Consider the following 23573-nt stretch of genomic DNA (forward strand, 5'->3'; position numbering starts at 1 on the left):
CGTCAGACGACAGCCCGTCGCCGGGGCCGCACAACCCCGGCGGCGGCCGAGGAGTCCCAAGAGACATGAGCGACGAGCAGTCACAGCAGCGTCCCGCTGGTGGCGGCCACGCACCACCGGGCTGGGCCCCCCGGGGCCGGGTCGCCACGGACCCCGGACGGCCGGCCGGGCCGGGCCGGCCCGGGCGGGCGCGCCGCCACGGCTGGCGCCGGCTGCTGCCCACCTGGCGCATGGTCCTCGGCGCCTTCCTGCTGATCGTGCTCCTCGTCGTGGGCGGGCTCGTCGCCGGCTACCTGCTGGTCGACATCCCCCCGGCCAACAAGGCCGCCACGGCCGAGTCCAACGTCTTCCTCTACTCCGACGGCTCCCAACTCGCCCGCGACGGCGAGGTCAACCGCGAGAGCGTGTCCTTGAGCAAGGTCCCCAAGGACGTGCAGCACGCCGTACTGGCCGCAGAGGACCGCGACTTCTACTCCGAGTCCGCCGTCAACCCCGAGGCGATGCTGCGCGCCGCCTGGAACACCGCCACCGGCAAGGGCAAGCAGTCCGGCTCCACCATCACCCAGCAGTACGTCAAGAACTACTACCTGGTGCAGGCGCAGACCATCAGCCGCAAGGTCAAGGAGTTCTTCATCGCCATCAAGCTGGACCGCGAGTACAGCAAGAACGACATCCTCGAGGGCTACCTCAACACCAGCTACTTCGGCCGCAACGCCTACGGCATCCAGGCCGCCTCCCAGGCGTACTTCAACAAGGACTCCGACAAGCTCACCACCGCCGAGGGTGCCTACCTCGCCACCCTCCTCAACGCCCCCAGCGCCTACGACGTCGGCGCCCACCCCGAGAACCGCGGCCGGGCCCTGGCCCGCTGGAACTACGTCCTCGACGGCATGGTGAAGAAGAAGTGGCTCACCCCCGCCCAGCGCTCGGCCATGGCCTTCCCCAACCCCGGCAAGAGCCGGCCGCGCCTGAACATGTCCGGGCAGCGCGGCTACCTCGTCGAGGCCGTCAAGGACTACCTCACCAGCAACAAGATCGTCGATGAGACGACGCTCGCCGCGGGCGGCTACCGCATCACCACCACCATCGACAAAAAGAAGGAGGACGCCTTCGTCTCCGCCGTGCGCACCGAGCTGATGAACGACCTCGGCACCAGCCGCACCGTCGACCGGTACGTGCGCGCGGGAGGCGCCTCCGTCGACCCGAGAACCGGCAAGGTCGTCGCCCTCTACGGAGGCATCGACTACACCAAGCAGTACGTCAACAACGCCACCCGGCGCGACTACCAAGTCGGCTCCACCTTCAAGCCGTTCGTCTTCACCTCCGCCGTCGACAACCACTCCACCACCCAGGGCGGCCAGACCATCACGCCCTACACCGTCTACGACGGCACCAACAAACGGCCCGTCCTCGGACCGAACGGACCGGTGGGCTACAGCCCCGAGAACGAGGACGGCATCTCCTACCCGAACATCACCGTCACCCGCGCCACCGACCTGTCCGTCAACGCCGTCTACGCCCAGATGGCCCAGGACGTCGGCCCGGACAAGGTCAAGGACACCGCCGTCGCCCTCGGCGTCCCCGAGAAGACCCCCGACCTGACGGCCACCCCCTCCATCGCCCTCGGCCCCGCCACCGCCAGCGTCCTGGACATGGCCCAGGCGTACGCCACCCTCGCCAACCACGGCCGGCACGGCCCGTACACGCTGGTCGAGAAGGTGGCCAAGGGCGGCGAGGAGGTGCAGCTGCCCGACGGGCACGACACCCGGCAGGCCGTCTCCCGCGAGGCCGCCGACACCACGACGTCCATCCTGCAGAGCGTGGTGGAGTCCGGCACCGGGCGCCGCGCCCAGTCCGCGGGACGGCCCGCGGCCGGCAAGACGGGCACAGCGGAGGAGGACAAGGCCGCCTGGTTCGCCGGCTACACGCCCGACCTGGCCACCGTCGTGGCCGTCATGGGCCAGGACCCCGACACCGGCGACCAGAAGTCCCTGTACGGCGCCGCGGGCGAGCCCCGCATCAACGGCGGCGGCTACCCCGCGCAGATCTGGGGCGCCTACACCGCCAAGGCGCTGGAGGGCACCGAGGCCACCGACTTCGACCTGGTGCTCGAAAGCGGCGCGACGCCGCCCGCCCCGGAGCCGACGCCGTCCTCGGCGTCGCCCTCGTCCAGCGGCCCGCCGAGCCCGACGGGGCCGCCCACGGGCCCGCCGACGTTCTCCCCGCCGCCGCGGGAGCCCACGTTCCCCGGCCCGCCGCCGGTCACCCCGCCGGGCTTCCCCACTCCTCCGGGGCCGCCCACGTTCGGGCCGCCGGGCGAGGGCAGGGACCTGCTGGGGTACGAGTACTGAGGCGGGCCTCAGTGGCCGGCCGCCTCAGTGGCCCGCCGTCGCCTTCAGGCCCACCACCGCCACCAGCAACAGCACCACGAAGAAGATCCGCCAGGCCGTCGCCGGCTCGTCCAGCAGGACCATGCCGGCCACCGCGGCGCCGGCCGCGCCGATGCCGACCCAGACGCCGTACGCCGTGCCGATGGGCAGCGTCCGCGCGGCGCGCGAGAGCAGGTACATGCTGGCGGCGATGCCCGCGATCGTCAGCGCGCTGGGCAGGGGGCGCGTGAAGCCCTCGGTGTACTTCATGCCGACCGACCAGCCGACCTCCAGCAGGCCGGCGACGACGAGCAGGAACCATGCCATGACGGGCACCTCCGGGAAAGGAACGTCCAGGGGTGCGTCGTCTTGTCCTGACCCGGTACGGCGCGTCTCGTCGGGTACGTACGAAGGTAACAAACAGCGGGCCCGAGGGGCCTCAGAGGTACAGACCCGTGGAGTCCTCCGACCCCTCCAGGCGCTCCGCCGCCACCGCGTGCAGGTCCCGCTCGCGCATCAGGACGTACGCGACGCCGCGCACCTCCACCTCGGCGCGGTCCTCCGGGTCGTACAGCACCCGGTCGCCCGGCTCCACCGTGCGCACGCTCTGCCCGACCGCGACCACCTCGGCCCAGGCCAGCCGGCGGCCCACCGCGGCCGTCGCCGGGATGACGATGCCGCCGGTCGACCGGCGCTCGCCCTCCGGGATGTCGGTCCTGACCAGAACCCGGTCGTGGAGCATGCGGATGGGCAGCTTGTCGTGGCTGGTGTTCGTCCTCACGCCCACGACGGTACCCGGCCCCGGCCGGGACCGGTGTCACAGGGCCGTCATCCGTACAGGAACCTGCCGGAATCCGCCCCCGTCTAGCGGCCCCGGCGGCGGCTGCCCTTGGCGTCCTTGCCCGAGCTCTTGGTGGACGCCGTCAGCAGGCCGAGCACGCCCACCGCGACCAGCGCCACCGGGACGATCCGCTCCAGCCGCGGCCGGCCCTCCTCGTCCACGAAGCGCGAGCGCACGTCGGAGACGACGCGGTTGGCCGCCACGTACGCCCGGCCCGCCGTCCGGTCCACCTTCGACGCCACCTTCGCCCGGGCGTCCCCGATGATCGTCTTCGGGTGCATCCGCACCCCGATCTCGTCGAGCACCACGGCGAGCTCCTGCCGCCGGCGGGCGATGTCCGCCTCGATCTGCGCAGGGGTCCTGGCCTCAGCCACCGCGCTGCCTCCGTCTCGTCGATAAGAATGATGAAGAGTGATGACTACAGTCTGTCAGCTGCGCCCCGGCCACGCCCCGCGGCACCCCCGATCCGTGACCTGACTACGCTCGGGACGGACCGTAACGCGACCTCCCGAGGAGAGCCATGAGCCAGCGACTGCAGCCCGGCGACACCGCCCCCGCCTTCACCCTCCCCGACGCGGACGGGACCGAGGTCTCCCTCGCGGACCGCAAGGGCCGCAAGGTCATCGTCTACTTCTACCCCGCCGCCCTGACCCCCGGCTGCACCAAGCAGGCGTGCGACTTCACCGACAACCTCGACCTGCTCGCCGGCCACGGCTACGACGTCATCGGCATCTCCCCCGACAAGCCGGAGAAGCTGGCCAAGTTCCGCGAGAAGGAGAGCCTGAAGGTCACCCTCCTTGCGGACCCCGACAAGTCGACCCTGGAGGCGTACGGCGCCTTCGGCGAGAAGAAGCTGTACGGCAAGACCGTCACCGGCGTGATCCGCTCCACCGTGATCGTGGACGAGGAGGGCAAGGTCGAGCGCGCCCTGTACAACGTCAAGGCCACCGGCCACGTCGCCAAGATCATCAAGGACCTGGGGCTGTAACGCCCGGGCCCGGACGTAAGGGGCTGCAGCCACGGGCGACGGGCCTTACACGGCCCGCGCCTCACGGCGCCGAGGCCGTCACCGCCACGTCCTCCGGCACGTCCTCGGCCTCCGGCAGGTCGAGGACGGCCATGGCACCACCGCCGGCCGCCTCCCCGAACGACAGCCGCGCCCCCAGCACCGCCGCCTGGCCCACCGCGATCGTCAGCCCCAGGCCGTGGCCCGTGCCCCGCTCCGGCGCCGCCGTACGGAACCGGCGCGGCCCCTGGTCCACCAGCCCCGGCGGGAAGCCGTCCCCGTGGTCGCGCACCACGATCCGCGTGCCCTCGACCGTCACCTCGATCGGCGGCCGCCCGTGCTTGGCCGCGTTGGCCAGGATGTTGACCAAAATGCGCTCCACCCGGCGCGCATCCGTGCTCACGATGCGGCCCTCACCGACCACCGACACGGCCACGTCGGCCACCCCGCGCTGGCCCTGCGCCCGGCCCACGACCCCGCGCACCAGCGACGGCAGCTCCACCGCGTCCAGCTGGGCGCTCTCCACGCCCGCGTCCAGCCGGGAGACCTCCAGCAGGTCCTCCACGAGCGCCCGCATCGTCTGCGCCCGTTCGCGCACCATCTCCACCGCGCGCGGGTGCGGCAGCAGCTCCGCCGACGCCACCAGGCCGGCGACCGGGGTGCGCAGCTCGTGTGCCACGTCCGCGGTGAACTGCCGCTCCGCGGAGACCCGCGCGGCCAGCGACGTCGCCATGTGGTGCACCGAGCGGCCCAGTTCCGCCACCTCGTCCCGGCCACCGCTGTCCAGCGCCCGGGCGTCCGGCGCCTCCCCCGCCGCGATCCGCCGCGCCGCCGCCGCGCTCAGGCGCAGCCGCCGCGACAACCCCTGCGCCACGAACCACGCGACCACGGCCATCAGCGCCACGGTCGCCGCACCCGCCACCACCAGCGCCTTGTCCAGGGCCGTCTGGAACGGGTCGCGCGCCGGGTACGACGCGGAGATCGACAAGACCTTGTCGCCGCCGACGGGCGTCGCCGCCCACACCCGGGGATCCTCGCCCCCGCTGATGTACGTCCCGGACTCTCCCTTCGCCGTCGCCTGCCGCAGCGGGAACGGCAACGTCGAGTCGTCGAGCTGCGCCCCCAGCGCCAGCGACCCGTCGCGCTGGTAGATCTGCAGCGCCGAGCTCAGCAGGCCGTCCTGGTAGGCCTTGGCCTGGCGCTCCCGCTCCAGGCCGGAAATGTGGTGCACGGCCACGCCCAGCACCACCACGGCCAAGGCGGTGACGAAGGAGATCGCGAACGCGATCCGGCCCCGGATACCCATCACGCGATCGGGAGCACCTCTCGGTGCTCACCCGCCGGGGTGGCACCCGTGTAGACGACTTCCAGCGCGGTGAACGCCACGGAGCCGTCCACCTCCTTGGGGCCGTACAGGCGCAGCTTGGCCGGGAACGACTTGCCCGCGCCGCCCGCCGCGCCACCGGAGACCTGCACCACGCCGCTGCCGGCGGCGCCGTCCGCCGCGTAGTCGTCCCAGCGGATGCCGCTGGCGACCCGGCCCGAGGTCGAGCAGTCCAGCGTGATGATCGTCGGCTCCGGCACCGGCTCGCCGACCCCGCAGTCGCGTACGCCCGGCAGCTGCCGCGACGTGGCGCCGTCCAGCTCCACCTGGGAGTCCTGCTGGGCGCTCGACTTCTGGGCGGCCGCCGTCTTCGGTGCCGAGTCCACCACGCTCGCCCGGTCCGTGACGGCCCCCAGCCACACCGCACCCAGCACCAGCGCGAGCACCCCGGCGAGCCCGGCAACCACGGTACGCAGGCCGGCCCACCGGGCCGCGGCGCGATCGGTCATCGGCTCTCTTCCTCGCTCACGGGCGGCCGTTCCTGCGGGGGCCTGCCCTCCCCACCCTGAGTGACGGAGAAATACGGCCGGACGTTCCCTTGTGCCCGGACGGACACGCGTACCGCCCCGGCCGGCGGCGGGCGAACTGCCGTGCCCGGGCGAGGAGCTCGGGGTGGAGGCGGCCGCGGGCGGCCGAATAGCGATGACCGTGGTCACGGCCGGGCTGCGGCCCAGTACGATGGCCGTGCCGAGCGGCCGTGATGGAATTGGCAGTCATGCTGGGTTTAGGTCCCAGTGGGTTCACACCCGTGAGGGTTCGAGTCCCTCCGGCCGCACAGAGAACAAAGGGCCGTCCGCGTTCAGCGGGACGGCCCTTCGGCGTTCACGGGGTCAGCAGCTCCCGGATCACCGGCACCAGCCCGCGGAAGGCCTTGCCCCGGTGGCTGATCGCGTTCTTCTCCTGCGGCGTCAGTTCCGCGCACGTGCGCGTGTCGTCCAGCGGCTGCAGGATCGGGTCGTAGCCGAAGCCGCCGCTGCCCGACGGCGCACGCCGCAGCGTGCCTTCGAGGCGGCCCTCGACGACGCGTTCGGTGCCGTCCGGCAGGGCCAGGGCGGCGGCGCAGGCGAAGTGGGCGCCGCGGTGCTCGTCGGCGATGTCGGAGAGCTGGGCCAGCAGCAGCTCCAGGTTGGCGCGGTCGTCGCCGTGGCGGCCGGCCCAGCGGGCGGAGAGGATGCCGGGGGCGCCGCCGAGGACGTCGACGCACAGGCCGGAGTCGTCGGCGACGGCGGGCAGTCCGGTGGCGCGGGCGAGGGCGTGGGCCTTGAGGAGGGCGTTCTCGGCGAACGTGACGCCGGTTTCCTTCACGTCGGGGACGTCGGGGTAGGCGTCGGTGCCGACGAGTTCGACGTCGAGGCCGGCCGCGCCGAGGATGGCGCGCAGCTCGGTGATCTTCCCGGCGTTGCGGGTGGCGAGAACCAGACGCCGGGCGCTCACAGGGTGCCCTCCAGGGCCTGGCGCTGGGCGGCGTCGAGGGAGGCGCAGCCGGCGACGGCGAGGTCGAGGAGGCGGGTGAGCTCGTCACGGGCGAAGGGGGTGGCCTCGGCGGTGCCCTGGACCTCGACGAAGCGGCCGTCGCCGGTGCAGACGACGTTCATGTCGGTCTCGGCGCGCACGTCCTCCTCGTAGCACAGGTCGAGCAGGGGGGTGCCGTCGACGATGCCGACGCTGACGGCGGAGACGGTGCCGGTCAGCGGCTTGCGGCCGTGCTTGACGAGCTTCTTGCCCTGGGCCCAGGTGATGGCGTCGGCCAGGGCCACGTAGGCGCCGGTGATGGCGGCGGTGCGGGTGCCGCCGTCGGCCTGCAGGACGTCGCAGTCGAGGACGATCGTGATCTCGCCCAGGGCCTTGTAGTCGACGACGGCGCGCAGGGAGCGGCCGATGAGGCGGGAGATCTCGTGGGTGCGGCCGCCGATCTTGCCGCGGACGGACTCGCGGTCGCCGCGGGTGTTGGTGGCGCGCGGGAGCATCGCGTACTCGGCGGTGACCCAGCCCTCTCCGGTGCCCTTGCGCCAGCGGGGTACCCCTTCGGTGACGCTGGCGGTGCAGAGCACCTTGGTGTCGCCGAAGGAGACGAGGACGGAGCCTTCGGCGTGCTTGCTCCAGCCGCGCTGGATGGTCACGGGGCGGAGCTGGTCGGGCGTGCGGCCGTCGATGCGAGACATGACGGTGAGCCTATCGGGACAAGAGAGGGCCCCGTTCCGGTTGACCGTTTCGGTGCGGTTCCGGCGGGGCCCGGCTGCGGAGCGCGGTGGCTCAGCTCACAGCATGTCCTCGATCTCCGCGGCGATGGGGTCCGCGTCGGTGCCGATGACGACCTGGATGGCGGTGCCCATCTTCACGACGCCGTGGGCGCCGGCGGCCTTGAGTGCGGCCTCGTCGACGAGGGAGGCGTCGGCGACCTCGGTGCGCAGGCGGGTGATGCAGCCCTCGATCTCCTCGATGTTGTCGATACCGCCGAGGCCGGCGACGATCTTCTCAGCCTTGCTGGCCATGTGCACTCCTGAGTTGTCTTGCGCCCTTCGGCGGTGCCGCCGACCGGCTTTCCCACGGTATTCCACGTTCGGACCAGCTGTGCGGGCGTTCGTCCGCCATCTGGCGAAGGATGGGTCCCGAAAAGCGCGCCGCAAGTGGTCTACACCAGTATGCCAGCCGCCGGGAGGACGCCGATGAGCTCGACCGCCGCCGCGGCTTCCGGCGGCCGCATGCGGCTGCAGGGGCTGTTCCAGGGCCTGCAGAAGATGGGCCGCAGCCTGCAGCTGCCGATCGCGGTGCTGCCCGCGGCGGGCATCCTCAACCGCCTGGGCCAGCCCGACGTCTTCGGCAAGGACGGCCTGGGCTGGACCGACGTCGCCAAGGTGATGGCGGGCGCGGGCGGGGCGCTCCTGGACTCCTCCCTGGGGCTGCCGCTGCTGTTCGCGGTCGGTGTGGCGATCGGCATGGCGAAGAAGGCGGACGGTTCGACGGCGCTCGCGGCGGTGACGGGCTTCCTCGTCTATTACGCGGTGGTGCACCAGTTCCCCGAGACGTGCCCGGGCGGCGGGCACTTCACGGGCCTGGGCCTGCTGGGCGGGGTGTGCGTGGGGACGACGGGGCCGGCGGGCCCGGCGACGTACCAGAATCCCGGCGTCTTCGGCGGCATCGTCATCGGGCTGCTGGCGGCCTGGTTCTGGCAGCGGTACCACCGGGTGCGGCTGGTGGACTGGCTGGGCTTCTTCAACGGGCGCCGGCTGGTGCCGATCATCATGGCGTTCGTGGCGATCGCCTTCGCGGCGCTGTGCCTGTGGATCTGGCCGCCGGTGGGCCGGGGACTGACGAGCTTCAGCGAGTGGCTGTCGGACCTGGGCGCAGGAGGCGCCGGGATCTTCGGCGTGGCGAACCGCGCCCTGCTGGTGATCGGCGTGCACCAGTTCCTGAACGTCTTCGTCTGGTTCCAGTTCGGTTCGTACACCAAGCCGGACGGCCAGGTGGTGCACGGCGACATCAACCGCTTCCTGGCGGGCGATCCGCACGCCGGTCAGTTCACCTCGGGCTTCTTCCCCATCATGATGTTCGCCCTGCCGGCCGCAGCCCTGGCGATCGCCCACTGCGCGCGGCCGGAGCACCGCAAGGCGGTGAGCGGCATGATGCTCTCGGTCGGCCTGACCTCCCTCGTCACCGGCATCACCGAGCCCATCGAGTACTCCTTCCTCTTCATCGCGCCGGGGCTGTACGTGGTGCACGCGCTGCTGACGGGCGTGTCGATGGCCGTCACCTGGGGGCTGGGGGTGCACGACGGCTTCAGCTTCTCGGCGGGCCTGATCGACTACGTCATCAACTGGGGGCTGGCCACCAGGCCGTGGCTGATCATTCCCATCGGCCTGGTCTTCGCCGCCGTCTATTACGTGCTCTTCCGCATGGCGATCGTTTTCTTCGATCTGCCGACTCCGGGACGTGAACCGGAGGAGATCGCGGAAGAGATCGAGAAGAAGACCGTCGAGTAGAACCGTCCGGTCGCACGGACAGGAACCCTTCAGCGGTTTTCGCCGCTTTTGCGGCCCGCGCGGCAACGGCACGTGAGGGGCGGGTGACCCAGCGCAGAGCGCTGACGCCATCCTTAACCTTGTGGTCCCCACCACTTGGAACAGTGGATTCCTTTATGCCCGGCGTACGTGCTACAACAGGTCTAAACCACTAGTGGTGTAGACCAAAATGCGGGCCCCTCCCACTCCCCCCGAGCGCCCGCCTCACCTGGAGGAATCCGATGAGTACGGCAGCCAAGGCGGCGAAGAAGGCGCCTGAAAAGGCCGCACCGGAAGAGAAGAAGAAGTTCGGCGCCGGTGCCATGGCGGTCGCGCAGCGCATCGGCCGCAGCCTCATGCTGCCGGTGGCCGTCCTGCCGGCCGCGGCGCTCCTGGTCCGGCTGGGCAACAACGACATGCTCGGCCGCGACTCCTTCCCGGAGTTCATCACCAAGATCGCGGGTTACATGTCCGCGGGTGGCGGCGCCCTGCTGGACAACATGGCCCTGCTCTTCGCCGTCGGTGTCGCCATCGGCTTCGCGAAGAAGTCGGACGGCTCCACGGCGCTCGCCGCCGTCACCGGTTACCTGGTCTTCCAGAAGGTCCTGGCCACCTTCACCGACAGCAACCTGCCCAAGGTCGCCAAGGTCGTCGACGGCAAGATCGTCATGACGGAAGCGCCGGTCAACGCCGGTGTCCTCGGCGGCGTCGTCATGGGCATCGTCGTCGCCCTGCTCTACCAGCGCTACCACCGCAAGAAGCTGCCCGAGTGGCTGGGCTTCTTCGGCGGCCGCCGCCTGGTCCCGATCATCTCGGCCTTCGCCGGCCTGCTCATCGGCGTCGTCTTCGGTCTCATCTGGCCGGTTCTGGGCACGGGTCTGCACAACTTCGGCGAGTGGCTGGTCGGCTCCGGCGCGGTGGGCGCGGGCATCTTCGGCGTCTTCAACCGCGCGCTGATCCCGGTGGGCATGCACCACCTGCTCAACTCGTTCCCGTGGCTGCAGGCCGGCGACTACCACGGCAAGCACGGCGACATCGCCCGCTTCCTGGCCGGCGACCCGAGCGCGGGCCAGTTCATGACCGGCTTCTTCCCGATCATGATGTTCGGCCTGCCCGCCGCCTGCCTGGCGATCGTGCACTGCGCCCGCCCCGAGAACCGCAAGCGCGTCGCGGGCATGATGGGCTCGCTGGCCCTGACCTCCTTCGTCACGGGCGTCACCGAGCCGATCGAGTTCACCTTCATGTTCCTCGCCCCGGCCCTGTTCGCGGTGCACGCGGTGCTCACGGGTGTCTCCCACGCCCTGACCTGGGCGCTCGGCATGAAGGACGGCTTCGGCTTCTCCGCCGGTGTCATCGACTTCCTGCTGAACCTCGGCATCGCCACCAAGCCGTGGATGCTGATGCTCGTGGGTCTGTGCTTCGGCGCGCTGTACTACGCGATCTTCCGGTTCGCCATCACGAAGTTCAACATCCCGACCCCGGGCCGTGAGCCCGAAGGCCAGCTCGAGGACGTCAAGTGACGTCCTGACCGGGCCCCGAAACCCGAAGCCCCCGGAACCGTCAGGTGTTCCGGGGGCTTCGTCGTACCAGCTGTACGGGAGCCGGGGGATTACAGCTCGTACACCGCGCCCGCGCGCGCCAGTTCCGCCGGCCCGCCGTAGACCGCGCGCGCGTCGCGCAGATTGGTCAGAGGGTCCGTCCACGGCGGGATGTGCGTCAGCACGAGCCGGCCGACGCCCGCCGCGTGGGCCACCTCGCCCGCCTGGCGGCCGTTGAGGTGGAGGCCGGGGATGTCCTCCTTGCCGTGGGTGAAGGACGCCTCGCACAGGAACAGGTCGGCGCCGCGGGCGAGCTCGTCGAGGGCCTCGCAGGGGCCCGTGTCGCCGGAGTACACCAGCGAGGAGCCGCCGTGCTCCACCCGGAAGGCGAACGCCTCCACGGGGTGGCTCACCCGTACCGTACGCACCGTCAGCGGGCCCACCTGGAACGTGCCGGGGGTCAGGGTGCGGAAGTCGAAGACCTCGCTCATGCACGCCTCGTCGGGCACGTCGCCGTACGCGGTCAGCAGCCGCTTCTCGGTGCCCTCGGGGCCGTGGACGGGGATGGCGCCGGCCCGGCCGCCGTCGTGACGGTAGTAGCGGGCGACGAAGTACCCGCACATGTCGATGCAGTGGTCCGGGTGCAGGTGGGAGAGGAGCACGGCGTCGAGGTCGTACAGACCGACGTGGCGCTGGAGCTCGCCGAGGGCGCCGTTGCCCATGTCGAGGAGGACCCGGTGGCCGTCGGCCTCCACCAGATAGCTCGAACAGGCCGAGTCCGTGGACGGGAACGAGCCCGAGCATCCGACGACGGTGAGCTTCATGCGGGCCTGAACCTCCGTGGGCCGGTTACGGGGGGCCATGCGTGCAGTCGAGGGTAAGGCGAGATCCGGTCGGTGACTCCTCCGGGAACGGGGCGTGTGGGCGGAATCACCAGGACGGACGTGGCCGGGCCGGGGCTCGGTCACCCCGGGCAGACGCGGGGCCCCGGCCGCGCTGCCGGTGAGGGCGCGCGACCGGGGCCCGGGGGCGTACAGAAGTGCGGAGGGCGCTCGCCGGGGGCGTGCAGTCCTGGGCGGGCGCGGCTACAGCGGGCGGTGCCGCTCCGCGCGGTCCAGCGTCTCCATGAAGCGCTGGAAGCGGTCGGCCGACTCCTCGCTGCCGGCCGTCACCGTGAACACCTCCGGCGTCATGAACGCCGAGAGCCGCTCACGCGTCTCAGGGGCGAGCGCTTCCCAGGCCGCCCTGTCGAGCCGTGTGCGCTCCAGCCGTGACCGCGCCGCAGTTTCCGCACTGCCAGTTTCCATTGTTGAGTTGCCTCATGTCCGAAGATCCACATGCGGGACAGTTCATGTGCGTCTCCCACGTGATGATGTCAGCAGCGTCCCAACATCGGTAGTAGCGACTTCACCCGTGCGCGGGGTACCCCCGCGCATGCGCGCGCCGTGCGCCCGCCGGCCCGGTCAGGCCCAGAGCTGGCCGTGCAGCGCCTCGACGGCCTCTTCCGTGGTGGCGGCGGTGTAGACGCCGGTGGACAAGTACTTCCAGCCGCCGTCGGCGACGACGAAGACGATGTCGGCGCTCCGCTGCGCCCGTACGGCCTTACGGGCGACACCGAGCGCGGCGTGCAGGACGGCACCGGTGGAGATGCCGGCGAAGATTCCCTCCTCGGCGAGGAGTTCGCGGGTGCGGCGGACGGCGTCCTCGGACCCCACCGAGAAGCGGGTGGTGAGCACCGTCGCGTCGTAGAGCTCGGGCACGAAGCCCTCGTCGAGGTTGCGCAGCCCGTAGACCAGATCGTCGTAGCGCGGCTCCGCCGCGACGATGCTCACGTCCGGCTTGTGCTCGCGCAGGTAGCGGCCGACGCCCATCAAGGTGCCGGTGGTGCCCAGCCCGGCGACGAAGTGGGTGATCTCCGGCAGGTCGGCGAGGATCTCCGGACCGGTGGTGGCGTAGTGCGCGCCGGCGTTGTCGGGGTTGCCGTACTGGTAGAGCATCACCCAGTCCGGGTGCTGCTCGGCGAGCTCCTTGGCCACGCGCACGGCCGTGTTGGAGCCGCCGGCGGCAGGAGAGGGGATGATCTCGGCGCCCCACATGGCCAGCAGTTCCCGGCGCTCCTGGCTGGTGTTCTCCGGCATGACGCACACCATGCGGTAGCCCTTGAGCCGGGCCGCCATCGCCAGGGAGATGCCGGTGTTGCCGGAGGTGGGCTCCAGGATGGTGCAGCCCGGGGTCAGCCGTCCCGCCTTCTCCGCCTGCTCGATCATGTGCAGGGCGGGGCGGTCCTTCACCGAGCCGGTCGGGTTGCGGTCCTCCAGCTTGGCCCAGATCCGCACGTCGGCGGACGGGGACAGGCGGGGCAGGCGGACGAGCGGGGTGTTGCCCACCGCCGCCAGGGGGCTGTCGTAGCGCACGCCGGGCGCCCGATCAGGCCATGCCGCCGGCGACGGCCGGGAGGATGGTGACGCTGTCGCCGTCACCGAGCTCGGTCGCGATGCCGGAGATGAAGCGGACGTCCTCGTCGTTGAGGTAGACGTTCACGAAGCGGCGCAGCTCACCGGATTCGTCCACCAGGCGCTCGCGGATGCCCCTGTGCCTGCTGTCGAGGTCGCGGAAGAGCTCGTCGAGCGTGGCGCCGCTGCCCTCGACGGCCTTCTGCCCGTCGGTGTACGTGCGCAGGATGGTCGGGATGCGGACCTCGATGGCCATGGTGTGTGCTCCTGCCGGAGTGCGGAGGGATTCCTGGTACGTCGTGGGGAACCGTGGGCGCATCGTATCGATTCCCCGTGCGCCCACCGCATGTTCGTCCCATGTGGCGGAATGCGGCGTCTCACCGCTCAGTACGCGTCGACCACCTCGACCGCTTCCTCGGTGACCTCGCCGTCGAGGATGCGGAAGGAGCGGAACTGGAAGGGGCCGGCGTCGTCGGTGTCGGCCGTGGAGACCAGGACGTAGTGGGCGCCGGGCTCGTTGGCGTAGGAGATGTCGGTGCGCGAGGGGTAGGCCTCGGTCGCCGTGTGCGAGTGGTAGATCACGACGGGCTCCTCGTCGCGGTCGTCCATCTCGCGGTAGAGCTTGAGCAGGTCGGTGGAGTCGAACTCGTAGAACGTGGGCGAGCGGGCGGCGTTGAGCATGGGGATGAACCGCTCGGGGCGACCGCTGCCGACCGGACCGGCGATCACTCCGCACGCCTCGTCGGGGTGGTCGGCGCGGGCGTGCTCGACGATGCGGTCGTACAGGGCCTGCGTGATGGTCAGCATGCGGAAAGGATAGGCAGGGCGCAACGCTCGGGGGCGCGCCGGTGTTTCACCTGCATGAACAAAGATCCACGGTTACCTTCGGGCTCCTCCTCGGCACCGGCGGCACCGGGGGCGGCGGCGATACGGCCGCAGTGGCGGCCCGGCTCAAGGAGCTGGACCCCTGCTGCGTCGTCGCCGGTACGGAGACGGTGATCCCGCAGATCTGCACGGACGACGCCGGGGAGGTGGAGTCCTGGATCGAGCGCGAGGGGCTGGCCGGCGCCGACCTGGTGACCAAGGACCTGCTGGCCACGCTGTCGCTGGGCTTCGTGGTCCTGGCGCACGCGGACCGCGAGCAGGTGTGGGCGGACTGCCGTGCGGTCCGGGAGATGGAGAAGCGGCTCGTGCTGCAGGAGCCCTGTCCCGCGGAGTGAACCGTGCGGTGCAACCCGGCGGCGTCCGCCGGTGTTTCCCCTATGACGAGACGATGACCTGCTGACCGGCCATGGTCCGCGGTCGTTCGATCCGTACCGATTCCGAAGAGGACGAGGTCCATGGAAGATTTTGCGTCACTGACCGCCGGCCGCCTTGCCGAGCTCATCCGGGCCGGGGACGTCTCCCCTGTCGAGGTGGTGCGCAAGAGTCTTGAGCGCATCGAGGAGTACAACGGAGTGGTCAATGCCTTCGTCACGGTGTGCCACGACGAGGCACTGGCGGCGGCCGAGCGGGCGGAGCGCGCGTTACTGTCGGGCGCCGAGGTCGGGCCGCTGCACGGTGTGCCCATCGGGGTGAAGGATCTCGATCCGGTGGCGGGGGTCCGGACCACCCGTGGATCGTTGATCTTCGCCGACGAGATCGCACCGGACACGATCGAATGCGTCGACCGGCTGGTGCGGGCGGGTGCCATCGTGGTCGGGAAGACGAACACACCGGAGTTCGGCTTCAAGGCGACGACCGACAGCGCCCTGTTCGGCCCGGCGTCCACCCCGTTCAACCCCGCCATGAACGCCGGCGGGTCGTCCGGGGGCAGCGCGGCCGCCGTCGCCTCGGGGATGGTGCCACTGGCCCAGGGCTCGGACGCGGGGGGTTCCCTGCGGGTCCCCGGGGCGTTCTGCGGCGTGTTCACGATGATGACGACCTTCGGCAGGGTCGCCGTGCCCGCCCGGCCCAACGCCTTCCGGCGGCTGAACCCCATGGTCTGCTACGCACCCCTGGCACGGACCGTGGAGGATGCCGTCCTCGGGCTGGACCTGATGTCCGGGCCCCACTCGAGGGACCCCTACTCCTTCCCCGTCGGTGACACGCTCGCCTCCGCACTGACGCCCTCGCTCCAGGGCATACGCATCGCCTACAGCCCCGATCTCGGGGGATATCCGGTCGAGGCGGAGGTGGAGCAGCTGGTGCGGGCGGCCCTGCCGGCGTTCACGGAGGCGGGCGCGGAGGTCGTCGAGGCGGGCTTCCGGCTGCCCGTGCCGCACGCGGAGCTGACCGCGACCTGGCGGCGCTACCTCTCGCTCGCCCACGCCGAGTCCGCCGAGATCAGCCGGCCGATGGGGCTGGACTTCGCCGGCGACGAGCGGATCGACCCCGCCTACCGCGAGAGCGTGGCGGTCGGTGCGGGCCTGAGCGCCGTGGACTTCCGCCTGGCGGACCTGCTGCGCACCCAGGTGCTCGACACCTTCGAGAGCGTCTTCGACGAGTTCGACCTGATCATCAGCCCGGTCAACTCGATTGCCGGGATCCCCAACGACGCCACGCGCACCACGGTCGGCCCCACGCAGGTCGGGGGCGAGGCAGTCGACAGGTTCGTCGGCTGGTCGATGACCAGCCCCTTCAACCTGATCGGCAGCCCGGCCGCCACCGTCCCCGTCGGCCTGGCCTCCAACGGTGTCCCCGTCGGCCTGCAGATCGCCGCCCGGCGTCACCATGACGCGGCGGTGGTGCGAGGTGCCGCCGCCCTCCAGACGCGGCGGCCGTGGCAGCACCTTTACGAGGGTCTCGAAGACACCCTCGCGGCGGCCGCGAAGGCCGTGCGCGCGGACGCGTGACGAAGCAGCACAAGACGCAGGAGAAGCACAGAACGCAGGAAAGGCTGGCACTCACCTCATGACCGATCCCTCCGTGGCGCGGACGGAATCCAGCAGCCCACCGTGGCACGCCGCGCTCTTCGACCTCGACGGCACACTGGTGGCCACCGAACACCGCAGCCGTGCCGCATGGACCCGCCTTTTCCAGGCCCACGGCCTGGAGGTGGACGACGCGTTGCTCGCCTCCTTCGTCGGACGGCGGGGCAAGGAGGCGCTGGCCGACCACGTCCACCGCTTCCCGGGCAGCACCGTGGACGAGCTCTTCGACGAGGCCGTGGGATATCTCAACGGGCCCGGCATTCCTGCCGCGTACGCGGTTCCGGGGGCGGAGGCCCTGGTCAAGCTGCTGGCCGCCGAGGGCGTGCCGATGGCGGTGGTCACCTCCGGCCTGCGGGAGCACGCCCGGGAGCTCCTCGCGCTGGTCGGCGGGGCCGAGTTGTTCTCCGCCCTGATCACCGCGGAGGACGTGAGCCGGGGGAAGCCCGACCCCGAGGGTTATCTGGCCGGGTGTGCGGCCCTGGCAGTGGAGCCGGCCCGCGCCGTGGCCTTCGAGGACGCCCCTGCAGGTGCGGCCGCGGCCAAGGCGGCCGGAATGGCCTGCGTGGGGATCACCACCACCCACTCGGCCTCCGAGTTGCGGGCCGCTGATCTGGTGGTGCCGGATCTCAGAGAGATCGGCTGGCCTCCGTTCGCCCACGGCATCTCCGGCTGACCACACCGCTCAGGAGGGTGGGAGACAGCATGTCGCGACCCGGCGCAGTGCAGGAGGGGGCGGCGCTCACGGACGGGCGTCGCTGGCGTGTGCTGGCGGTGCTGCTGGCCGCGCAGTTCATGGCCAATGTGGACACCGCCATCGCCAACATAGCGGCGCCGTCCATACAGTCCGGGCTGGGCGCATCCGGCGGCGAGGCCGGGCTGGTGGTGTCGGGCTATGTGGTGGCCTACGCGGTGCTGCTGGTGGCCGGGGCCCGGCTGGGAGCGGCACACGGTCATCGCCGCGTCTTCAATGCGGGGATGGCGGTCTTCACCGGTGCGTCGCTGGCCTGCGCCCTGGCCACCGGGCCCGTCCAGTTGATCGTGGCCCGGCTGGTGCAGGGTGCCGGGGCGGCGCTGATGGTGCCGCAGGTGCTCAGCGGCATCCAGCTGCACTTCCGCGGGGATCAGCGCATCAAGGCACTGGGCTACTACGCCGTCGCCCTGTCGGGAGGCGCCGTGGCCGGGCAGGCGCTGGGCGGTCTGCTGATAGCGGCTGACATCTACGGCACCAGCTGGCGGCCCATCTTCCTGATCAACGTGCCCGTGGGGCTGTTCCTGATCTACGCGGCGATGCGCTGGATCCCGCAGGACGAGGGCGACCGGCGAGCCGAGGAGCTCGATCTGCGGGGCATGTCGCTGCTGGCGGCCGCCGTGCTGCTCCTCATCGTCCCGCTCCTGCTGAGCACGGACCAGGGATGGTCGGTGTGGATGTGGGTCTCCCTGGCCGCCAGCGGTGCGCTGTTCGCCGCCTTCCGCATCGGGCAGCGCCGCCTGGCGGCGAAGGGCGGGCGGCCGCTGATCGCCGAGGAGGTGATACGCGAGCCGGCGGTGCGGTGGCCGCTGGTCGCCCACGGCGTGACCACGCTGACGTACTTCGCCCTGCTCTTCGTGCTCGCCGTCTACCTGCAGGACGGCTTGGGGCACGGGCCGACGTACGCGGGGCTGGCGATGGTGTCCTGGGTGACCGCCTTCGGGTTCGCCGGTCCGCTGCTCGCCCGGATACCCGAGGAGCGCCGGGCCGCGATGCCGGTGGTGGGCTGTCTGGTCCTGGCCGTGGGCTATGCCGCGGTGTGGGTCTATGTGCTCTGCGGCCACCACAGCGGGCCGACGCTCTTCGTGCTGCTGGGCATCGGTGGGCTGGGGCTCGGCATCAGCTCCAACGCCCTGATCGGCTGGATGACGTTCGCCATGCCGGACCGCTATGCCGCCGACCTGTCCGGGGTGATCAGCACCAACGCCCAGCTCTGCGGGGCGCTGGGGGTGGCCGCCCTGGGCGGCGGCTACCTGGCCCTGGCCGGGAGCGGCTCGCCGGACCGGTCCGCCTCGGCGCTGGGCCTGGTCCTCGCCGCGTGCATGGTCATGGCCGTGCTCAGTGCCGGTGCGGCCCGGCTGGGCACCCGGCGGCGGGCAACCGATGGCGAGCCGTCGGTGTTCATTGGGTAATGGACGAGATGACAGGGCAACTGACTGATCGTCTGGCCTTGGACCTCGACGACGGCTTCGTGGAACTGGTCCGGGTCCATGGCTCGGCGATCCGCACGTATTTATTACGCCTCACCGGCTCACCGGCCGAGGCGGACGACCTGGGGCAGGACACGTTCCTGCGCGCCTACGTGGCGCTGCGGCAGTTCTCCCCCTCCCGTCGCCGCTCGCTCCGGCCACGGGCGTGGCTGATGAGCATCGCGACGAACGTCTGGCGCAACGACCTCCGGTCCAAGAGCAGACGACCGGTCTCGGCGGGCCGGGTGGAGGAGGCCGGCCTCGGCTGGCCCGACGACCAGCCGGGGCCGGAGGAGCGGGCCACGGCCACCGTCGACCGCAAGGCGCTCGTCGACGCGCTGGCCACGCTGCCGGAGCGCTACCGGGCCGCTGTGATCATGCGCCATGTGATCGGGCTCAGTTACGCCGAGGTGGCCGAAGCGCAGCAGTGCGCGGTCGGCACGGTCAAGGCACAGGTCTCCCGGGGGCTCGCCAAGCTCCGCGAAGCCCTGGAGACGGAGGAATCCATGCTGAAGGAGGTGATGACATGAGCAGTGTCAACGGCCCCTCGGGGGTGACGCCCCTGGAGGGGATGCTGGCGGCGTTGGGGGCCGAGGACGCCCCGACGGGATTCGAACTGGGGGTCCTCAAGGCTCTGGGGATCACGCAGAGCCGCTACGACACCTACGCCCTGGTCGACTCACCCGCAGGCGGCCTCTATGTCGCGGGCAACGGGCGGGCGCTGACCGGTGCCACGCTGGCAGCGGTAGTCGCCGACCGGCGGGAGTTCGAGGAGAAACATCTGGCGCGCACCGGGCGTTCGGTGATCTCCGCCGCGGACCCGCCCGCCGGGGTGCGGCCCGCGCTGCGGACGGGGCGAGCTTCAGGAGTCGCCATCGACCTGGCGGGGCTGAGCGCCCTGGAGCAGGCCGTGCTGGGAGCCGTGCGCCGCATTCCGCGGGGGCAGATACGGCCGGTCTCCTGGGTGGCCCACGAAGCAGGGCTCGCCGGGACGGCCCCGGTGGCCGAGGCGCTGGCGAGGAATCCGGTGCATGTGCTCATTCCCTGCCACCGGGTGGCCGACGACAGCGGACGCCCCTACGACGCGGCCTACGGCCGTGATGTGGGAGACGCGCTGCGCCGGGCGGAGGGGATCGACCCGGAGTACGTCGAGTCGTTGACGCGGCTGAAGATGGTCTTCCTGGGCAGCGACACGACCCACATCTACTGCCACCCGACCTGTGCGCACGCCCGCAGGATCACGCCGCCCCACCGGGTGCCCTTCCGCTCGGCCGCGGAAGCCCGGCACGCCGGGTACCGCCCGTGCAAGAGCTGCCGGCCCGTGCCGGCCTGAACCGGACAAGGAGGTCCCGGTGACCGAGAACCGCTCGCCTCTACTGGACTCCGTGGCGGTGACGAGGCACGACACCGCAGTGGGCCGGCTGTCGCTCGCCGCTTCGGACGACGCCCTGCTCTACTGCGGCTTCGCCCCCGTGGACGTGGCGCAACGACTGCTGTCCCGGGTGGCCCGGCACTGCACCGACGACCCGAGCACCATCCGTCCCGGCCGGCGCGCGGTGCTGGAGCAGGCGCAGGCGGAGATCGACGCCTATCTCGCCGGTGAGCGCCGCACCTTCTCCGTGCCGCTGGATCCAAGGCTGGCCAGTGACTTCACCCGCGAGGTGCTCCGGGCGGTCGACGGGCAGGTGGGCTACGGCCGCACCTCGACCTATGCGCAGATCGCGGCGGCGATCGGCCGGCCCGGTGCGGCGCGGGCCGTGGGCGTGGCGCTCGGGTCCAATCCGTTGTGCCTGGTGCTGCCCTGCCACCGGGTCATAGGCGCGCACGGCCGGCTGACGGGCTACGCCGGAGGCATACCGGCCAAGCAGTTCCTCCTCGATCTCGAAGCACGGCCCTCGGCATCCGTTGCGGCGGAGAGGCGATGGGAGAAGGCACGAAAAAGTACAGGCCCCAGCATGCCTGCAGGGGGCAACTAAACGATTCAGCCAAAAACCAACGGGCCCGCCCGCACCCCGGAGGGTGCGGGCGGGCCCGGCGAGGGACGCCTGCGGTCAGGCGGCCGTTCCGGCCTCCTCGACGGCGGCCGTGTGGTCACGGCGCGCGAACGCCTGCGGGTTGCGGCGCTTGAGGACGAGGTACGAGACCCACATGATCGCGGCCCAGACCGGCGCGCAGTACAGGGAGATCCGCGCGTCCTCGTCGATGCCCATCAGGACGATGACCATGATGATGAACGCCAGGGCGAACAGGCTGGTCCAGGGGGCGCCCGGGGCCTTGAACTCCGACTGCGGCAGCAGGCCCGCGTTGGCCATGCGGCGGTAGCGCAGCTGGCAGAGCAGGATCATGATCCAGGCCCACATGCCCGAGATCGTGGCGAAGGAGACGACATAGTTGAACGCGTCGCCCGGCCACTGGTAGTTGATCCACACGCCCACCAGCATCAGCGCGGCCGAGAAGGTGGTGCCGCGGAACGGCAGGCCCTTCTTGGACAGCTGGCCGAAGAACTTCGGGCCCTGGCCGTTGAGCGAGAGGTCGCGCAGCATGCGGCCGGTGGAGTACATGCCGGAGTTGCAGGAGGACAGCGCCGCGGTGAGGACGACGAAGTTGACGATGCCCGCACCGGCCGGCAGGCCGATCTTGGCGAAGGCCGCCACGAAGGGGCTCACGCCCGGCATGAACTCGGTCCACGGGACGACCGACAGGATGATGATCAGCGCGCCCAGGTAGAAGACGGCGATGCGCCACGGCACGGTGTTGATGGCCTTGGGCAGGGTCTTCTTGGGGTCGGCGGCCTCGCCCGCCGTGACGCCGACGAGCTCGACGGCGAGGAAGGCGAACATCACGATCTGCAGGGTCATCAGCGTGCCGCCGATGCCCTTGGGGAAGAACCCGTCGTGGTCCCACAGCAGGCTGAAGGAAGCGGTGTCACCGGCCTTGGAGAAGCCGAGGATGATCACGCCGAGGCCGATGAGGATCATGCCGATGATGGCGGTGACCTTGACCATCGAGAACCAGAACTCCAGCTCGCCGAAGAGCTTCACGGAGATCAGGTTGACGAAGTAGAGCAGGACGGTGAAGACCAGCGCCGAGGCCCATTGGGGAATCGACTTGTTCCAGTACTGCACATAGGTCGCCGCGGCGGTCACCTCGGTGATTCCGGTGACGACCCAGAAGAGCCAGTAAGTCCATCCGGTCACATAGCCCCAGAAGGGGCCGAGGAACTCCCGGGCGTACTCGGAGAAGGAGCCCGACACCGGGCGGTACATGAGCAGCTCGCCGAGCGCTCGCATGATGAAGAAGATGACCAGGCCGGCTATCGCATAGGCCAGGATGAGGCTCGGTCCGGCCTTGGAAATGGCCTTGCCCGCGCCGAGAAACAGACCGGTTCCGATGGCGCCACCAATGGCGATCATCTGGATCTGACGGTTGCCCAGTCCCCGCTGGTAACCCTCGGAAGCTTCCTTGTCGCTTCCGTCGCCGTCCCGCACTGCGGTCCGGTCCGCGACCTGCTCAGAGGTCATGGTGGTGCGCCTTTCTCCATACCGATCCGGTTGCTCCGGATCGGGTACCGATCCCCCCGGATGGAGTTCCTGCTAGGCGCCGGCGGTCGGCCGGCAAAGCGCTCCCGCCGTGACAGGGGTGGCGTCACGGAGGCAGGTCGGCAAGATGTATCACGGTTGACCGGGAGATCGTCTCGGCATACGAGCAGCTGGAGTGGCCTGCATCACAAATAAATCAGGACAAAAGCAATAACGGCGGCTAATAGCCGCCGTTACAGTGATTCGATCGTTATCCGGAATTGAGCGTTCGGTGAGCGGACGCGTATGGATACCGACAAGTAACGATCAAGCCATCAGTGCTTCCACCAGCGTTTCCTGAAGTCCGCCCAGCCACAGGTACGCCATGACCATGGGCTTGCGCGGGTCGGCGTCCGGCAGCCGGTACAGCGCGTCGCTGTCGTCCTCGGTGGTGATCTCCAGCCGGGCCGCGATCGTCAGGCGCAGGTCGTTGAGCGCGCCCAGCCACTGCCGGCCCTCCTGCGGGGCCAGCCGCAGCACGGCCACGCCGTCGCCGGCGACGGTGAGCGCGTCCAGCGAGCGCACCACCCCGAGGGCGTCCTCGCGTTTGCGTTCGCGCAGGTCGTTCTCCGTGTAGCGGCGGAACTCGGCGGCGTACGCACGCTCCTGCCGGTCCTGCTCGGCGCCGGGGGTGCCATAGGCATCGGGGAAGAGCCGGGCCAGGGCGGGATCGGCAGGAGGCTCACTGGGGCCCTCCGCGAACAGGCGGGCCAGCGGGTCGGCCGCTTCGGGGCCGTCCGTCTCGCCGGGGCCGATCAGTTCCAGCAGCTGCACGGCCAGGCTGCGCAGGATGGAGATCTCGACCTCGTCCAGGGCAACGGCGGCCCCGCCGCCGGGGAGCGGCTCGAAGTGCCCGGCCATCAACGGTCCTGCGACAGGGTCGCCCACAGTCCGTAGCCGTGCATCGCCTGCACGTCGCGCTCCATCTCCTCGCGCGTGCCGCTGGAGACCGTCGCGCGGCCCTTGTGGTGGACGTCGAGCATCAGCCGGTGCGCCTTGTCCTTGGGGTAGCCGAAGTACGCCTGGAAGACGTAGGTCACGTAACTCATGAGGTTGACGGGGTCGTTGTGGACCAGAGTCACCCAGGGGACGTCGGGCTCGGTCACCGCGAAGGGCGACTCCCCCGTATCGGGCCGTTCGATCTCGACCGGTGCAACACTCACAGGTTCCATGCTGCCACTTGCCGACTTCGCCCGCACAAACGGCCCCCCGCAACGGTCCCCCGCAAGGACCCCGCGCCGGGAAATCGTCACTCTGACGAGTATTGGGGGTAGCAT

General features: G+C 70.8%; 27 protein-coding genes, 1 tRNA gene and 1 riboswitch. Of the genes, 12 read left to right on the plus strand and 16 right to left on the minus strand.

Annotated elements, in window-relative coordinates; translation table 11 throughout:
* The first annotated feature begins 65 nt into the window (after positions 1-65).
* Positions 66-2351, plus strand: coding sequence for a transglycosylase domain-containing protein (locus ABD361_RS09900; RefSeq protein WP_344434513.1), 2286 nt, complete (start codon positions 66-68; stop codon positions 2349-2351).
* A gap of 24 nt (positions 2352-2375) precedes the next feature.
* On the opposite strand, the gene ABD361_RS09905 is transcribed toward ABD361_RS09900, so the two are convergent.
* The 3 genes from ABD361_RS09905 to ABD361_RS09915 all read right to left on the minus strand — a co-directional run bounded on the left by ABD361_RS09905 (position 2376) and on the right by ABD361_RS09915 (position 3584).
* Complete coding sequence (locus tag ABD361_RS09905; protein ID WP_344434514.1) at positions 2376-2696, minus strand: DMT family transporter; 321 nt, start codon at positions 2694-2696, stop codon at positions 2376-2378.
* A 31-nt stretch (positions 2697-2727) separates the two neighbouring features.
* Positions 2728-2792, minus strand: a riboswitch (guanidine-III (ykkC-III) riboswitch).
* Positions 2793-2808: 16 nt separating this feature from the next.
* Positions 2809-3111, minus strand: coding sequence for a GroES family chaperonin (locus tag ABD361_RS09910; RefSeq protein ID WP_048831771.1), 303 nt, complete (start codon positions 3109-3111; stop codon positions 2809-2811).
* 122 nt (positions 3112-3233) lie between these two features.
* Positions 3234-3584: a DUF3618 domain-containing protein gene (locus ABD361_RS09915; protein ID WP_344434515.1), complete on the minus strand. Its 351-nt coding sequence runs from the start codon at positions 3582-3584 to the stop codon at positions 3234-3236.
* A gap of 146 nt (positions 3585-3730) precedes the next feature.
* Here ABD361_RS09915 and bcp point away from each other — a divergent pair, with 146 nt between their 5' ends.
* Positions 3731-4198, plus strand: a complete 468-nt coding sequence (bcp, locus tag ABD361_RS09920) for a thioredoxin-dependent thiol peroxidase (RefSeq protein ID WP_344434516.1) — start codon at positions 3731-3733, stop codon at positions 4196-4198.
* A 61-nt stretch (positions 4199-4259) separates the two neighbouring features.
* On the opposite strand, the gene ABD361_RS09925 is transcribed toward bcp, so the two are convergent.
* Together ABD361_RS09925 and ABD361_RS09930 are read right to left on the minus strand one after the other, a co-directional pair.
* Entirely contained in the window at positions 4260-5522 is a 1263-nt protein-coding gene (locus ABD361_RS09925; protein ID WP_344434612.1) for a sensor histidine kinase, read from the minus strand.
* Positions 5522-6049, minus strand: coding sequence for a hypothetical protein (locus ABD361_RS09930; RefSeq protein WP_344434517.1), 528 nt, complete (start codon positions 6047-6049; stop codon positions 5522-5524). Before ABD361_RS09930 ends, ABD361_RS09925 begins: the two co-directional genes overlap by 1 nt.
* A 242-nt stretch (positions 6050-6291) precedes the next feature.
* Here ABD361_RS09930 and ABD361_RS09935 point away from each other — a divergent pair.
* Positions 6292-6375: transfer RNA gene (locus tag ABD361_RS09935), tRNA-Leu, on the plus strand.
* Between the two features lie 47 nt (positions 6376-6422).
* Here ABD361_RS09935 and rdgB read toward each other — a convergent pair.
* From rdgB to ABD361_RS09950, 3 genes are all read right to left on the minus strand, one after another.
* Entirely contained in the window at positions 6423-7034 is a 612-nt protein-coding gene (gene rdgB / locus ABD361_RS09940) for an RdgB/HAM1 family non-canonical purine NTP pyrophosphatase (RefSeq protein WP_344434519.1), read from the minus strand.
* Positions 7031-7762 carry a ribonuclease PH gene (gene rph, locus ABD361_RS09945; protein ID WP_344434521.1) on the minus strand — a complete coding sequence of 244 codons (732 nt, stop codon included), beginning with the start codon at positions 7760-7762 and terminating at the stop codon, positions 7031-7033. The genes rdgB and rph overlap by 4 nt, the downstream gene beginning before the upstream one ends.
* A gap of 96 nt (positions 7763-7858) precedes the next feature.
* Positions 7859-8158 (minus strand): PTS sugar transporter subunit IIB, encoded by a 300-nt coding sequence (locus tag ABD361_RS09950; RefSeq protein ID WP_344434523.1) that lies wholly within the window; start codon positions 8156-8158, stop codon positions 7859-7861.
* 108 nt (positions 8159-8266) lie between these two features.
* On the opposite strand from ABD361_RS09950, the gene ABD361_RS09955 reads away from it, so the two are divergent.
* Together ABD361_RS09955 and ABD361_RS09960 are read left to right on the plus strand one after the other, a co-directional pair.
* Positions 8267-9580, plus strand: coding sequence for a PTS transporter subunit EIIC (locus ABD361_RS09955; RefSeq protein ID WP_344434524.1), 1314 nt, complete (start codon positions 8267-8269; stop codon positions 9578-9580).
* A gap of 260 nt (positions 9581-9840) precedes the next feature.
* Entirely contained in the window at positions 9841-11118 is a 1278-nt protein-coding gene (locus tag ABD361_RS09960; protein WP_344434525.1) for a PTS transporter subunit EIIC, read from the plus strand.
* A gap of 89 nt (positions 11119-11207) precedes the next feature.
* On the opposite strand, the gene ABD361_RS09965 is transcribed toward ABD361_RS09960, so the two are convergent.
* The 5 genes from ABD361_RS09965 to ABD361_RS09985 all read right to left on the minus strand — a co-directional run bounded on the left by ABD361_RS09965 (position 11208) and on the right by ABD361_RS09985 (position 14396).
* Positions 11208-11960 (minus strand): MBL fold metallo-hydrolase, encoded by a 753-nt coding sequence (locus ABD361_RS09965; protein WP_344434526.1) that lies wholly within the window; start codon positions 11958-11960, stop codon positions 11208-11210.
* 394 nt (positions 11961-12354) lie between these two features.
* Entirely contained in the window at positions 12355-12489 is a 135-nt protein-coding gene (locus tag ABD361_RS30640) for an eL43 family ribosomal protein (protein ID WP_361746852.1), read from the minus strand.
* Between the two features lie 110 nt (positions 12490-12599).
* On the minus strand, positions 12600-13550 hold the full coding sequence (locus ABD361_RS09975) for a PLP-dependent cysteine synthase family protein (RefSeq protein WP_344434528.1): 951 nt from the start codon (positions 13548-13550) through the stop codon (positions 12600-12602).
* Between the two features lie 13 nt (positions 13551-13563).
* Positions 13564-13845 carry a MoaD/ThiS family protein gene (locus ABD361_RS09980; protein ID WP_344434529.1) on the minus strand — a complete coding sequence of 94 codons (282 nt, stop codon included), beginning with the start codon at positions 13843-13845 and terminating at the stop codon, positions 13564-13566.
* Positions 13846-13973: 128 nt separating this feature from the next.
* Positions 13974-14396 carry a M67 family metallopeptidase gene (locus tag ABD361_RS09985; protein WP_344434531.1) on the minus strand — a complete coding sequence of 141 codons (423 nt, stop codon included), beginning with the start codon at positions 14394-14396 and terminating at the stop codon, positions 13974-13976.
* A 41-nt stretch (positions 14397-14437) separates the two neighbouring features.
* Between ABD361_RS09985 and ABD361_RS09990 the strand changes: the two genes are divergently transcribed.
* From ABD361_RS09990 to ABD361_RS10020, 7 genes are all read left to right on the plus strand, one after another.
* Complete coding sequence (locus ABD361_RS09990) at positions 14438-14809, plus strand: hypothetical protein (protein WP_344434533.1); 372 nt, start codon at positions 14438-14440, stop codon at positions 14807-14809.
* 120 nt (positions 14810-14929) lie between these two features.
* The gene (locus tag ABD361_RS09995; protein ID WP_344434534.1) at positions 14930-16423 is read left to right on the plus strand and encodes an amidase; all 1494 of its coding nucleotides are present in this window, start codon (positions 14930-14932) and stop codon (positions 16421-16423) included.
* Between the two features lie 58 nt (positions 16424-16481).
* The gene (locus ABD361_RS10000) at positions 16482-17174 is read left to right on the plus strand and encodes an HAD family hydrolase (RefSeq protein WP_344434535.1); all 693 of its coding nucleotides are present in this window, start codon (positions 16482-16484) and stop codon (positions 17172-17174) included.
* Positions 17175-17203: 29 nt separating this feature from the next.
* On the plus strand, positions 17204-18661 hold the full coding sequence (locus ABD361_RS10005; protein WP_344434537.1) for an MFS transporter: 1458 nt from the start codon (positions 17204-17206) through the stop codon (positions 18659-18661).
* Between the two features lie 38 nt (positions 18662-18699).
* Positions 18700-19248 carry an RNA polymerase sigma factor gene (locus tag ABD361_RS10010; RefSeq protein ID WP_344434538.1) on the plus strand — a complete coding sequence of 183 codons (549 nt, stop codon included), beginning with the start codon at positions 18700-18702 and terminating at the stop codon, positions 19246-19248.
* Positions 19245-20051: an MGMT family protein gene (locus ABD361_RS10015; RefSeq protein WP_344434539.1), complete on the plus strand. Its 807-nt coding sequence runs from the start codon at positions 19245-19247 to the stop codon at positions 20049-20051. Before ABD361_RS10010 ends, ABD361_RS10015 begins: the two co-directional genes overlap by 4 nt.
* 19 nt (positions 20052-20070) lie before the next feature.
* Positions 20071-20694, plus strand: coding sequence for a methylated-DNA--[protein]-cysteine S-methyltransferase (locus ABD361_RS10020; RefSeq protein ID WP_344434541.1), 624 nt, complete (start codon positions 20071-20073; stop codon positions 20692-20694).
* Positions 20695-20769: 75 nt separating this feature from the next.
* Here ABD361_RS10020 and ABD361_RS10025 read toward each other — a convergent pair whose 3' ends face one another.
* The 3 genes from ABD361_RS10025 to clpS form a co-directional block, all read right to left on the minus strand.
* Positions 20770-22239 carry an amino acid permease gene (locus ABD361_RS10025; RefSeq protein WP_344434542.1) on the minus strand — a complete coding sequence of 490 codons (1470 nt, stop codon included), beginning with the start codon at positions 22237-22239 and terminating at the stop codon, positions 20770-20772.
* A 324-nt stretch (positions 22240-22563) separates the two neighbouring features.
* Positions 22564-23157 carry a DUF2017 domain-containing protein gene (locus ABD361_RS10030; protein WP_344434543.1) on the minus strand — a complete coding sequence of 198 codons (594 nt, stop codon included), beginning with the start codon at positions 23155-23157 and terminating at the stop codon, positions 22564-22566.
* Positions 23157-23468, minus strand: a complete 312-nt coding sequence (clpS, locus tag ABD361_RS10035; RefSeq protein WP_344434545.1) for an ATP-dependent Clp protease adapter ClpS — start codon at positions 23466-23468, stop codon at positions 23157-23159. Before clpS ends, ABD361_RS10030 begins: the two co-directional genes overlap by 1 nt.
* Between the last annotated feature and the right edge of the window lie 105 nt (positions 23469-23573).

The sequence above is a fragment of the Streptomyces luteosporeus genome, from assembly GCF_039532865.1.
Taxonomy (GTDB): domain Bacteria; phylum Actinomycetota; class Actinomycetes; order Streptomycetales; family Streptomycetaceae; genus Streptomyces; species Streptomyces luteosporeus.

What these genes read in the sequence shown, in the direction of transcription:
- ABD361_RS09900 (WP_344434513.1), top strand. Translation starts at nt 66, where the DNA reads ATGAGCGACGAGCAGTCACAGCAGCGTCCCGCTGGTGGCGGCCACGCA.
- ABD361_RS09905 (WP_344434514.1), bottom strand. Translation starts at nt 2,696, where the DNA reads ATGGCATGGTTCCTGCTCGTCGTCGCCGGCCTGCTGGAGGTCGGCTGG.
- ABD361_RS09910 (WP_048831771.1), bottom strand. Translation starts at nt 3,111, where the DNA reads ATGCTCCACGACCGGGTTCTGGTCAGGACCGACATCCCGGAGGGCGAG.
- bcp (WP_344434516.1), top strand. Translation starts at nt 3,731, where the DNA reads ATGAGCCAGCGACTGCAGCCCGGCGACACCGCCCCCGCCTTCACCCTC.
- ABD361_RS09925 (WP_344434612.1), bottom strand. Translation starts at nt 5,522, where the DNA reads ATGGGTATCCGGGGCCGGATCGCGTTCGCGATCTCCTTCGTCACCGCC.
- ABD361_RS09930 (WP_344434517.1), bottom strand. Translation starts at nt 6,049, where the DNA reads ATGACCGATCGCGCCGCGGCCCGGTGGGCCGGCCTGCGTACCGTGGTT.
- rph (WP_344434521.1), bottom strand. Translation starts at nt 7,762, where the DNA reads ATGTCTCGCATCGACGGCCGCACGCCCGACCAGCTCCGCCCCGTGACC.
- ABD361_RS09955 (WP_344434524.1), top strand. Translation starts at nt 8,267, where the DNA reads ATGAGCTCGACCGCCGCCGCGGCTTCCGGCGGCCGCATGCGGCTGCAG.
- ABD361_RS09960 (WP_344434525.1), top strand. Translation starts at nt 9,841, where the DNA reads ATGAGTACGGCAGCCAAGGCGGCGAAGAAGGCGCCTGAAAAGGCCGCA.
- ABD361_RS09965 (WP_344434526.1), bottom strand. Translation starts at nt 11,960, where the DNA reads ATGAAGCTCACCGTCGTCGGATGCTCGGGCTCGTTCCCGTCCACGGAC.
- ABD361_RS30640 (WP_361746852.1), bottom strand. Translation starts at nt 12,489, where the DNA reads ATGAACTGTCCCGCATGTGGATCTTCGGACATGAGGCAACTCAACAAT.
- ABD361_RS09980 (WP_344434529.1), bottom strand. Translation starts at nt 13,845, where the DNA reads ATGGCCATCGAGGTCCGCATCCCGACCATCCTGCGCACGTACACCGAC.
- ABD361_RS09985 (WP_344434531.1), bottom strand. Translation starts at nt 14,396, where the DNA reads ATGCTGACCATCACGCAGGCCCTGTACGACCGCATCGTCGAGCACGCC.
- ABD361_RS09995 (WP_344434534.1), top strand. Translation starts at nt 14,930, where the DNA reads ATGGAAGATTTTGCGTCACTGACCGCCGGCCGCCTTGCCGAGCTCATC.
- ABD361_RS10000 (WP_344434535.1), top strand. Translation starts at nt 16,482, where the DNA reads ATGACCGATCCCTCCGTGGCGCGGACGGAATCCAGCAGCCCACCGTGG.
- ABD361_RS10005 (WP_344434537.1), top strand. Translation starts at nt 17,204, where the DNA reads ATGTCGCGACCCGGCGCAGTGCAGGAGGGGGCGGCGCTCACGGACGGG.
- ABD361_RS10015 (WP_344434539.1), top strand. Translation starts at nt 19,245, where the DNA reads ATGAGCAGTGTCAACGGCCCCTCGGGGGTGACGCCCCTGGAGGGGATG.
- ABD361_RS10025 (WP_344434542.1), bottom strand. Translation starts at nt 22,239, where the DNA reads ATGACCTCTGAGCAGGTCGCGGACCGGACCGCAGTGCGGGACGGCGAC.
- ABD361_RS10030 (WP_344434543.1), bottom strand. Translation starts at nt 23,157, where the DNA reads ATGGCCGGGCACTTCGAGCCGCTCCCCGGCGGCGGGGCCGCCGTTGCC.
- clpS (WP_344434545.1), bottom strand. Translation starts at nt 23,468, where the DNA reads ATGGAACCTGTGAGTGTTGCACCGGTCGAGATCGAACGGCCCGATACG.